Raw genomic sequence first — 9314 nt, 5'->3', positions numbered from 1 at the left:
ACAGGGCTGAAGCCGTGGGATTCCTCCGGTGGGGATGTTGGCTATGCCGAACCCACGGAGGCAAGTTTCCCGTCGTCGGGGCTCCGGTTTGTGCGCTCCTCGTTGGGACTTGCCCTCTCGGGAGAGTGTGATACCTCCGACCAGTTGTGGTCGTCTCACCTGAGACGCACGGGCCGAGCTATCGACCCAGCTTCAATTTCGTCAGCCTGTTGTTTGAGGAAGGTGCGAGACGCGCACAGGTCTGCGTGGGCTTCGTGACTACACGGACACCGGAATACGTCACCGCTCCGGTCGGTGTCGTCCTGTTCACCATACGCCGGGCAGGTCCGGATTGTATCGGCTTCTGACCGCATCTCGGCGGTGATACCGTATTCCCCAGCTGTGTGTGACAGGCGCTTGGGCGCGGAATCTAAACGGTGGTCAATCGTGTATTGCCGCGAAACGGTTCATCGTCCTCACGGACGTATACGATGAATTCCTTGGCTCACTGACCGACGAGATGGATTCGCTCGTTGTGGGAGATCCCACAAACGAGGAGACCGATATCGGGCCACAGGCCCGAGAAGATCTTATGGAAACTCTTCATGAACAGGTCACCGCAAGCGTCGAGGCTGGAGCGACGCTCGTGACTGGCGGTGAGCCTCTCGACAGAGAAGGGGCCTTCTACCCGCCGACCATCTTGACTGATCCCCCGGAAGGGTGTCCCGTCGACACGGAGGAGACATTCGGCCCAGTAGCTACGGTTTACGAGGTTGACGACGAGGAGTCGGCGATCACCAAGGCTAATGACACACCGTTTGGACTCGGAGCCAGCGTTTGGACGCAGGACCGCGACCGCGGTGAACGTGTGGCAAGCCGTATCGACGCGGGCTGCGTGTACGTGAATCAGTTGGTGAAGTCCGACCCACGGGTTCCGTTTGGCGGTGTCAAGGACTCAGGCTATGGCCGGGAACTCTCCGAGGCTGGGATCAAGGAGTTTGTCAATCGCAAAACCGTTTGGATCGAATAACATCGGACAAGTTGGGTAGCGGCTTTTAGGGGTGCCTTCGTCAGGTGGACAGCATGCCGAACTCAATAGCGCCCACATTACCGACCCATTTCCCTAACTGCCGAGGGCTTGAGCCGTCGCGTTCTCTGTACCAACGGAGGTGTTCGTGGGTGTCCGTATTTCGAGCGATTCGTCGTCGTACACTCTCATGGTCTCAATTACAGTACCGTTCTCGGCAACTCGTTGGACGATAACCGTCGGCGTCTCCGTAGGCGTCACTGGGTCTGTTTCGGTAGGATTCTCGACCGGTGTCTCGCCAGCGAGGAACTGCGAGATCGCGTCAGTCTCTTCGAACGAATCGACGTTCCCGGACCGTGCGTCTACAAACGCGACGTACGCGATCCCGCTGTTATCTTCGGGGACGACGCGCACTTGCCAATACTCTCGATCGTCGATGACTGTGAGAATGGGTTCGGCTGGCGAAAAGCGGTCCCAGTCTGTCTGTGGCGCTGATTGCCGCACGAGATCTGCTGCTCGCTGTGGGCCGAACAGCGAGTCAGTTGGGATGTAGCGTTCGAAGGTTCCGGTTTGGCCGTCGATTGTCCACAACTCTTGGAGACCCTGTGCGTCGCCGTACGGTTCGACAGCAACAACGTACTGCGGCCCCGACTCAGAAAGAATGAAGAACGGCTGGTCGTTTCCGTCTCCGGGAAGCGGTGCGATCTCGATTTCATCTTCGTGGCTCGTATAGGTGTTGAGGATTCCATTTCGGTACTTCGTTGCCGCGACCGATTGAAGCGCCAGTTTCTCTGGATACAGTTGCTGAGTGTCAAGAATTGGGCTAGCCGCAGCCTCAGAGGGAGAGAGCATGTCGATCGAACCGCTTGGATCAATGACGGCGACGCCTCCCCACTGTGGTGTCGAGTGTGGTAACGGCGTCAAGTGGAATGTGGGCTCAGTGTATGGGACGGTGATGTATTGAGTCTCATTGTGGATGACCATCTTCGGATCACCGTAGTCCACGAGATACGCCTGCGATTTGAGGAGCTTCCAGCGGTAGTTCCGATAAAAGATCGTTCCGACGCCAGTTTCGAGCTCGCCGTCTACGGACCGTACATTCGCCTGCTGAGTTGTCATATCGACAAGGACAGTTCCGGCTTGACGCTTTGTGATCGTGTTAAATAGGCCATCCGGAGCGAGCGGAGCAGCCCAGTAGGGAGTCCCATTCACCACGCTGATATCGGTCTCCTCGACGCGGTACTGCGGCCGGTTGAGTGTGTTCGATGCGTACCGTTCGGCGACCGCTCGCGTGATAATTCGGGGATTGTCGGCGTCAACATCGTCGAGTTGCTCAACAGTAGCCGTCTGGCTCATTGTTTGGTCGCTTAATGTGACGCCAGCGACTGCGTTAGCGACGGGCATCAGCGCGAACGCAGCGATCACGACGACGACTACACCGACACGAAGTGGGGTAATCGTGTGGTCGCTGCTGGAGAGCGTGTTGATGACGGTCTCAACGCGGTCGCCCGCACGTACGGTAACCCACGCCGCGATACTACCAGCAATGATGCCAAGCAACAGTAGCGGCGTCGTATACACCGTGTAGATGAGGCCATGGAGCCACGGCCGGAAGAACCAGCCGACGGCAACAGCAAGAATCCCAACAATGCCAAGCGGAATCCACGGTGGCGCCGACTGGTCTTGATCCGAGTCATCTGGTGGCCAGTCGGTCAGATCGGTATCGGAGGGTTGCTCGTCGGAATCATCGGATGGAGGGCGTTCTGACATTCGTATGGGGCGTGAAATTATGATCTTGAACCTTGTATGTATGAGTTGCGAACCAACCCGCAAATTAGGTAGTAACTTCGCCGAATTACGAATTGACACAAATTCTACCAATAAGTAAGATCTTATCCTCGCTTGGGAGGGAGGCGATCCACTCAAAATCGGCTCGTGAGATGATCCTTTGATCGTGTACCGCACTTGCCAACCACTGGGACCCCAGCGAAGTGTTCGGAAGGTCTCCCGAAGTCACCAATCACGCACCACTATGTTCCACGCAATGTCCGCCACTTCGCGGCGACGAACCCTGCCACGATGAACCCGAACCCGGCGACGGTCGCCGGCGTCACTTCCTGCCCAAGCACGAGCCAGCCGGCCAGCGCTGCGAACACGGGGATGACGTACTCAATGAAGCTCATCTCGATGGGTCCGAGGTCGTCGAGTAACGTGAAATAAAGCAAGAAGCCGCCGACGCCAGCAACGGCAGAAAGGTACGCAAGTGCGGCGAGTGCGGACGGGGTCCACGTGGCGGCCGCGAACGATTGACCAGGGACTGCGATCACAGCGGCGTGGAGCACGACGGCGCCAATAGCCATCATCCACGCCTGCGTCGAGAGGAACGGCATCGACGGCGACCTGCTGTGCGTGACGACCGCGGCGACGGCGAACGCAAGTGCGGACGCAAGCACGAGCGACACTCCGAAGACGCTGTCCGCGAGATTCGCGGGGTCGGGATCAGCGATGACGACGACGCCAACGAATCCAAGCACGACGCCGAGTGCGGTGGCAGCGGTAAACTCTTCCTCAGTAGAGACGAGCCGCGTGAGCGCAGGTGTCACCACGGGGACGAGACCCAACAGAACGGCCGCGACACCGCCCGTGACGTACCGCTGGCCCGCGAAGAGGAATGCGTGGTGCGCACCGATTGTGAGCGCGCCACCGACGAGCACGTAGACGTAGTCGTCCCGAGTATGGGGACGGATATCCGCATCGGAGGCAACCACAGCGACAAACAACAGTGCGGCAGCGATGTCGAAACGCACGGCCGCAAACGGCACCGCAGGGAGATCAGCCAGGCCGACGTCCGTCGCCATGAACGCGGTGCCCCAGACAGCACACAGAAGCAAGAATCGGCCGGCCGTCCCGTAGCGACTCATTCACGAGGAGGTCGCCGCCAACAGCGAAATATCCGTCGGACCGCGCCAACTCTCGAGTGACCCGATGCGCCTAGCGACGGCGTCGACTGCGAAGTAGATGTAGACAAACAGACCTCAACGCTGGGTTAGCGCCCATCAGGGCTTCTAGGGTGATATAAATACCACCAGTCTAGGTGATCAGCAAGCCCGTTCAGATGACCCCACCGATAACGAGCAGTCCAATGATGAGCAGCAGCGCCGCGACCACGCTGCCGCCCGCCAGTAACGGGTTCTCCATCGCCTTCTCGTGAAGTGGCATCTCGGCGTATTCCTCGCGGAACGTCTCGAGATTCTGTTCGCCGTAGAAGTACTTCGGCTTCAACGCGAACCGTTCGGTCACCGCACAGCCCGTACAGACCGGTTCACCTTCCACCCGTTCGGTCTTGATGTGGCTGCGGCAGGCGATCGCCCCGCAGTTCGGACAGTAGGTGTAGGTCTCGTCGATACCGCTCGTCTCGCAGTGGACGCACCGATGAATCCCGTCCTCCAAGGTGACCCGTGAAGGGCCAGCAGCATAGTATTCGTACGGATACGAATACTCCTGCAGCTCGGTCGTCTGCCGAACCTCAGGGAGATACACCGGCTCGATCGATTGCACAGAGATATCCGAGAGATTCGGCTTACACGTCTTGTTGTAGGTGACGTTGTTGTCGCCGGTGTAGGTCACCGTCGTCGTGTGATAGTCCTGAAGCCGGTCAACAGCCCACTCCTTGTACTCTGTTTGGGTCTGCCCAAATCGGCGCTCCTCGACATCGTCGAATACCTCGGTTAACTGTCCAATATCGAGGGGGACTGCCGCGTGGAAGTTCTCGATGACTAGCGTCGCGACGTCGTCGTCGGCCACCTTCGGATGTCCACGGTCAGCGTGGACGACGAACTGTGTGCGGTCGTTGATCCGGTGGATGACGCCTACCGATGTCTCGAAGACAGCGTTCGTGTCCGCGGTGACCGCAACCACCGGGCGGAACGTCACCGTCGAATGTGGCTCCGGAAGGTCGGCGGCCTCGATGTTCTCGATGTCACGGAACCTCTCCTTGACAGGGGCGTCGACATCTGTTGTCGGATCGTGGGGACGTAGCGTCTTGTCACAGAGAATCTCAATGCGACCGTTATAGAGATTAAGCCCGATCTCGTCGGCGATCTCCCGGAGAGCCTCGCCGTCGAGCAACTCGATTGGGTGGGGGTCGTCGTTCTGTTGGAGTCGGTTTGTGTACTCCTGAGCAGGGTCCGTGAACCGGCCAGTCGTGACGACCATTCCGCGTTTGGGGCCGTCAAAGTCAAACGTCGCGATCGCCGAGTGGAGCTTCTGGACGACTGGCCGCCCGACCGTCTCCGTGTGCTTACACTCGACGACGATTGCTCTCCGTGTTCCGCCGACGACTTCCTCCATCAGGACATCTCGGCCCTCGTCAGCTGTCTTCTCAGCTTGGCGGACGTTCTCGTAGCCGAGGTTGCGGAAGACATCTTCTATCAGGTCCTCGAACTCGAACCCCGAGAGGTCGTCCAGTATCGCCATCCGACTGTGATTAGACAGTATCTTGTTATAACGCCTCTGTACGCGCACAGTCAACAGAATCTCACCGTGACCCAAGCCGCACTCGCCTACGGCGAGGCCAGCCACCAGCTCGCGGTATGAACAGGGACGGCGGTGCCGGCGAGTTCGATCCGATCTGTCTCCCGGCGCTTCAGTGTATTCGTGACTGCTGGCTCGAACCCGAATCGCTCGTCGGCGACGACTACGAGATTATCACGTTGTGAACTACCCTACCCTACTCGCTCACGGCTGACGCCGTTCGCTACTTGAGGGTAGGGCTTCCTGCTTCCACGACGCGCTTTACAGATACCGAGGTATCCACAGGAAGCGCAGTCTCCACAGGCGTTGATTCGGAGTGTCCCACTCCTACGTCTTCGAGGCCGCGAGAAAGAATGTTCCACGCCGCGTTTGCGTCTCTGTCCGCCTCAAACCCGCAGGCGGGACACGAGTGTTCACGGACCCACAACGGCTTGTCGGTCAAAACGCCGCACGACGCGCACTTCTTGGTCGTCCCTCTCGGATTGACCGCGACGAAGTGCGTCGCCTCTCGCTCACACTTGTATTCGAGCAACGAGAGGAACGTTCGCCACGCGGCAGACGCAGTATTACGGCTGTTCGACGGAGTTTCCATCATCCCCTTCACATTCAGGTCTTCGACCGCCACAAGGTCGTATTCCCGGGCATAGTACGCCGAGAGCTTGTGCAAGAAGTCACGGCGCTTCCGTCGGAGATCGGCGTGATACTCCGCGACTTGACGCCGTTGCTTCTCGTAGTTGTTCGACCCGTGCTGTTTGCGCGAGAGCTTCCGTTGCTCGCGTTCCAAGCGGTCGCGCTCGTCTGAGAGGTCGAGTGGCCCGACCGCCGTCCCGTCCGTGTCGTGGACGTACTTGAGTATGCCCACGTCGATACCGACGCACGTCTCGGGGTTCTCAGGCGGTTCGGGTGGTTCGCGATCCATTTCGACGCCGAACGTGGCGAACCACTCGCCCGTCGGTTCCTTCTTGACCGTGACCTGTTTGAGCGTCGCGTCGTCGGGAATGGCGCGGTGAAGCCGAATCGGTATGTCCCCGAGTTTCGAGAGTGACAGCACAGTTTGACCGCCCTTCTTGTCGAGCTTGAAGCCAGACTGACTGTACGTGAAACTGCGGAACGCCCGTGGCGGCTTCCACTTGAGTTGACCGACACCGTAGCCGTTCTCTTTGAGTTTAGAGAGGCTTTTGAGGTTGTCGAACAGTCGTTCCACAACGGTTTGGAGAACCTTCGAGTACGCGTCGGTGAGGCTGTCCCACCACTTCTTGAGGTCGGGGAGTTCCGACCGTAGCGTGGTCATGGACGGCAGTTCACCGTGTTCGTCTTGGTACTCGTTGAGACGGTAGAGCGTGTGGTTGTACAGTTGCCTACAGATGTCTCGGTGGCGGTCCAACTCCTCACGGTGGGCGTCGGACGGCTTGAGACGGTACTTGTAGGCGTAGTACATTCTACTCGCGTTGGTCCTCTACGTACTGTTTCAGTACATCCAGCGATACCTGCCCCGTCGAGATGAGGCAGTACGAGTCGTTCCAGAACGAGTCGCCCCACAGTTTGGTCTTCAGTTCGTCCGCGTACTCGTTGCGGATACGGCGGGCGGTCGCGCCCTTGACCGTGTTGATGAACTTCACGAGGTCTGTGGTTGGTTTCGCTCGGAAGAGGATGTGTACGTGGTCGTCCTCGCCGTCGAGGTTCGTCAGTTCGACACCGTAGTTGTCCGTGAACCCGCTGATGACCTCGTGAATGAATTGGGTTCGCTCCTCGGTGAGCACTCCACGCCGATACTTCGTGGTGAGTATCAGGTGGTAGTGTAGGGAATACGTTGAGTGCGCTCCCGAGTCGAGGTCGTACTTCATTAGGTTCGGTCAATATTGTACTACCCTACTGTGAAAAAGTTGTGATTGCGTGGATCTGTGGGTCTGTCACCGAATCGTGTATGAGAACTGTGCGGCGCTGTATCCCCTCCCTGCTCGCACCTCCCATTAGGTCGGCGCTCGCTGAGGAAGGGGGCTTAGCGCCTACTTTTAGCTAAACGGTTCGGCGCGCTCACCCGACACAACGCTGACTCGGAGACGGCGTCAACTCCGCGAACAGCACCCCTATTTTTGCGTACGTCACGTCCTCAATGACCGCCGGTTCTCCTGACTCGCCTCCCCCCTTGGCGGTCGGAACGGACTTATCCGGACATCAGGCTATCTCAGGGTATGATCGAACTCGCGCGGGCAGCGTACGATGACATCGTGTATCGGGCGTACAAAGGCGGCGAGGCAGAGATCTGTGGCGTGCTCGCTGGCGAACACGGCACTGACGGTGACAAGAGCGTCGTCACAGAGACGTACGCCGCTGAGAACGTCGCGGAAACACCAGAGATCCGCTACCTGATCGACCCCGAAGAGCAGCTTGAGCTGATTGAGACCGTTGAGGAGGCGGGTCTTGACGTGGTCGGGTTCTACCACTCGCACCCGACCGGACCGACGCACCCGAGCGAGACGGACGCCGCACAGGCCACGTGGCCGGACCACTCGTATGTCATTTGCGCACTTGACGGCTACCCCTTCGTCGGCTCGTGGCGGTGGCGCGACAACGAGGAGGCGTTCGAACAGGAGACCGTGTCGATCCGAAGCGAGCGCTGAACGAACCCCGCAGACGGCGAGTATTCTCACAGCACTCGGCACGCGGTCGCTCAACGGGAAACGGCGAGACCGGCGCTACGAACCATCCGCGTCTCAGAAACTCCCCGGTTCGCGTCGCCCCAAACCGGGTCGGAGGGAAACCTCTTACTCGATCGCTTCGATCTCCGGTTCGGCGTCGCCACCAGCGTCGATCGCGCAGGATGCCGTGTACTCCACGTCGTGGACGGACTCGATGGCCGAGTCATCGCCGCAGACCGGGCAGTCGTCCTGCTTGGGGATCTCGACCTTGTCGAACTCCATGTCGAGGGCGTCGAAGAACAGCATCGACCCGTCGAGGGCCTCGCCTTTGCCGATAAGGTGTGTCAACTACCCCACCCTACTTCGCTCACTCTGAGGGGTTCGCTCGTGGAGAGTGGGGCTTGTCCATGAACTCGGCCTCGAACCCATCCAGGTAGGCGGTGAATCCGCCACTCGGCGTCACTGTTCCAGACTTTAGGGCATGCTGACTATTGCCCGTCTAGCGAGACGACTGTTGGCCCCGACGGACATACCGCATCCAGGTGTTCTTCGCCGCGTTGTAGTCCGCGTTCGCTTCCGACTCGCACGTCACGCACCGGAAATCGGTGCGGGTCGCGCGATTCTCCTCAGCTGTGAAGCCACACTCGGAGCACCGCTGTGACGTGTACGCTGACCTGACTTGCTTCACTGAGATACCTTTCGCTTCGGATTTATACGCCACTTTCTCGTACAGCGCTCGGAACGCCCGCTTGTGACCCCACACGCACCTGTGCGATCGCGGATGTGGGTTAGGTTCTCGAAGGCTATCACGTCGGACTCATATCGGAGGGCTTCGTCCACGATAGCGTTCGACGCTCGGTGAAGTACGTCACGCACGTAGCGAAATTCCCGGCCACTCGACTGTTCGAGCGCCCGATGGGCGCTTCGCGTCCAGGTCTGTTGGAGTCCGGCGCGTACTTTCTCGAACTCGCGGAAGTCGTGAGTCAACTCCCGCCCGCTGAAGAAGAAGGCGGTGCTGGTGACAGCGAGGTTTTGGATACCGAGGTCAACCCCGAGGACCGTCCCGTCCTCGGCGGTGTTCCGCTCCGTACTGTTCTTCTCCCGACGGAAACCGATAGTGAACTACCCCACCCTAC

General features: G+C 59.2%; 8 protein-coding genes and 3 pseudogenes. 3 read left to right on the top strand and 8 right to left on the bottom strand.

The genetic code is table 11. The annotated features are described in order from the left end of the window. Positions 1 to 41: 41 nt before the first annotated feature. Positions 42 to 395, bottom strand: a pseudogene (locus tag Z052_RS21315) (zinc ribbon domain-containing protein); the annotation flags it as partial. Between Z052_RS21315 and Z052_RS00085 the strand changes: the two are divergent. Continuing rightward, positions 389 to 1009, top strand: a pseudogene (locus Z052_RS00085) (aldehyde dehydrogenase family protein); the annotation flags it as partial. The pseudogenes Z052_RS21315 and Z052_RS00085 sit on opposite strands and share 7 nt — an antisense overlap. 93 nt (positions 1010 to 1102) lie before the next feature. Here Z052_RS00085 and Z052_RS00080 read toward each other — a convergent pair. From Z052_RS00080 to Z052_RS00070, 3 genes are all read right to left on the bottom strand, one after another. Continuing rightward, positions 1103 to 2776 carry a hypothetical protein gene (locus tag Z052_RS00080; protein WP_099288417.1) on the bottom strand — a complete coding sequence of 558 codons (1674 nt, stop codon included), beginning with the start codon at positions 2774 to 2776 and terminating at the stop codon, positions 1103 to 1105. Positions 2777 to 3036: 260 nt separating this feature from the next. After that, the gene (locus Z052_RS00075) at positions 3037 to 3927 is read right to left on the bottom strand and encodes a DMT family transporter (RefSeq protein WP_094521370.1); all 891 of its coding nucleotides are present in this window, start codon (positions 3925 to 3927) and stop codon (positions 3037 to 3039) included. Between the two features lie 190 nt (positions 3928 to 4117). Beyond that, positions 4118 to 5482, bottom strand: a complete 1365-nt coding sequence (locus tag Z052_RS00070; RefSeq protein WP_099288415.1) for a restriction endonuclease — start codon at positions 5480 to 5482, stop codon at positions 4118 to 4120. Positions 5483 to 5598: 116 nt separating this feature from the next. Here Z052_RS00070 and Z052_RS21175 point away from each other — a divergent pair, with 116 nt between their 5' ends. Beyond that, positions 5599 to 5724: a hypothetical protein gene (locus Z052_RS21175; RefSeq protein ID WP_254921798.1), complete on the top strand. Its 126-nt coding sequence runs from the start codon at positions 5599 to 5601 to the stop codon at positions 5722 to 5724. A gap of 38 nt (positions 5725 to 5762) precedes the next feature. Here the strand turns inward: Z052_RS21175 and Z052_RS00065 are convergent, their stop codons facing one another. Next, the gene (locus Z052_RS00065) at positions 5763 to 6977 is read right to left on the bottom strand and encodes an RNA-guided endonuclease TnpB family protein (protein WP_099288413.1); all 1215 of its coding nucleotides are present in this window, start codon (positions 6975 to 6977) and stop codon (positions 5763 to 5765) included. A 1-nt stretch (position 6978) separates the two neighbouring features. After that, on the bottom strand, positions 6979 to 7383 hold the full coding sequence (tnpA, locus tag Z052_RS00060; protein ID WP_094494233.1) for an IS200/IS605-like element ISHma12 family transposase: 405 nt from the start codon (positions 7381 to 7383) through the stop codon (positions 6979 to 6981). A gap of 348 nt (positions 7384 to 7731) precedes the next feature. Here tnpA and Z052_RS00055 point away from each other — a divergent pair, with 348 nt between their 5' ends. Continuing rightward, a complete protein-coding gene (locus Z052_RS00055) occupies positions 7732 to 8160 on the top strand; it encodes a desampylase (RefSeq protein WP_094521374.1) in 429 nt (142 codons plus the stop codon). Positions 8161 to 8304: 144 nt separating this feature from the next. On the opposite strand, the gene Z052_RS00050 is transcribed toward Z052_RS00055, so the two are convergent. Both Z052_RS00050 and Z052_RS20775 read right to left on the bottom strand, forming a co-directional pair. Next, a complete protein-coding gene (locus Z052_RS00050; RefSeq protein WP_241897855.1) occupies positions 8305 to 8526 on the bottom strand; it encodes a hypothetical protein in 222 nt (73 codons plus the stop codon). Positions 8527 to 8545: 19 nt separating this feature from the next. Then, positions 8546 to 9294 (bottom strand): annotated as a pseudogene (locus Z052_RS20775) (RNA-guided endonuclease InsQ/TnpB family protein); the annotation flags it as partial. Between the last annotated feature and the right edge of the window lie 20 nt (positions 9295 to 9314).

The organism is Halorubrum sp. C191, from assembly GCF_002727095.1.
In the GTDB taxonomy this organism is placed as follows: domain Archaea; phylum Halobacteriota; class Halobacteria; order Halobacteriales; family Haloferacaceae; genus Halorubrum; species Halorubrum ezzemoulense.
The sequence above is the reverse complement of the archived record's forward strand: the minus strand, read 5'-3'. Positions and strand labels throughout refer to the sequence as shown.

What these genes read in the sequence shown, in the direction of transcription:
- Z052_RS21175 (WP_254921798.1), top strand. Translation starts at nt 5,599, where the DNA reads ATGAACAGGGACGGCGGTGCCGGCGAGTTCGATCCGATCTGTCTCCCG.
- Z052_RS00075 (WP_094521370.1), bottom strand. Translation starts at nt 3,927, where the DNA reads ATGAGTCGCTACGGGACGGCCGGCCGATTCTTGCTTCTGTGTGCTGTC.
- tnpA (WP_094494233.1), bottom strand. Translation starts at nt 7,383, where the DNA reads ATGAAGTACGACCTCGACTCGGGAGCGCACTCAACGTATTCCCTACAC.
- Z052_RS00070 (WP_099288415.1), bottom strand. Translation starts at nt 5,482, where the DNA reads ATGGCGATACTGGACGACCTCTCGGGGTTCGAGTTCGAGGACCTGATA.
- Z052_RS00065 (WP_099288413.1), bottom strand. Translation starts at nt 6,977, where the DNA reads ATGTACTACGCCTACAAGTACCGTCTCAAGCCGTCCGACGCCCACCGT.
- Z052_RS00055 (WP_094521374.1), top strand. Translation starts at nt 7,732, where the DNA reads ATGATCGAACTCGCGCGGGCAGCGTACGATGACATCGTGTATCGGGCG.
- Z052_RS00080 (WP_099288417.1), bottom strand. Translation starts at nt 2,776, where the DNA reads ATGTCAGAACGCCCTCCATCCGATGATTCCGACGAGCAACCCTCCGAT.